1 protein-coding gene is annotated in these 296 nt (G+C 70.3%); it reads right to left on the reverse strand.

Going from position 1 to position 296, the window contains the following annotated elements:
* A partial coding sequence (locus HA630_RS00205) for a HAMP domain-containing sensor histidine kinase (RefSeq protein ID WP_243855300.1) occupies nucleotides 1-296 on the reverse strand: 296 nt, incomplete at both ends.

The following is a 296-nucleotide window of genomic DNA, read 5'->3' on the forward strand; positions in this document are numbered from 1 at the left end:
CGGTAAAACGGTTCCAGCACCAGCCCGCGCTCGTGGGCGGGAATGCCGGGGCCGTTGTCCTCCACCTGCAGCACCTGCACCCCGCTGAAGGGGTCCACCAGCACCCGTGCCGTGACCACGCCGCCGCTGGGGGTGTAGTGGATGGCGTTGTCCACCAGGTTGCGCACCAGTTCGCCCAGCAGCGTCGGGTTGCCAGGCATGAGGCAGCTGCGCGGCACCTCCTCGGGGCCCTCGTAGCCCAGGTCGATGGACTTGTCCAGGGCGCGCGTCACCGAGTCCTCCACCGCGTCGCGCAC

The sequence above is a fragment of the Aquabacterium sp. A08 genome (assembly GCF_011742065.1).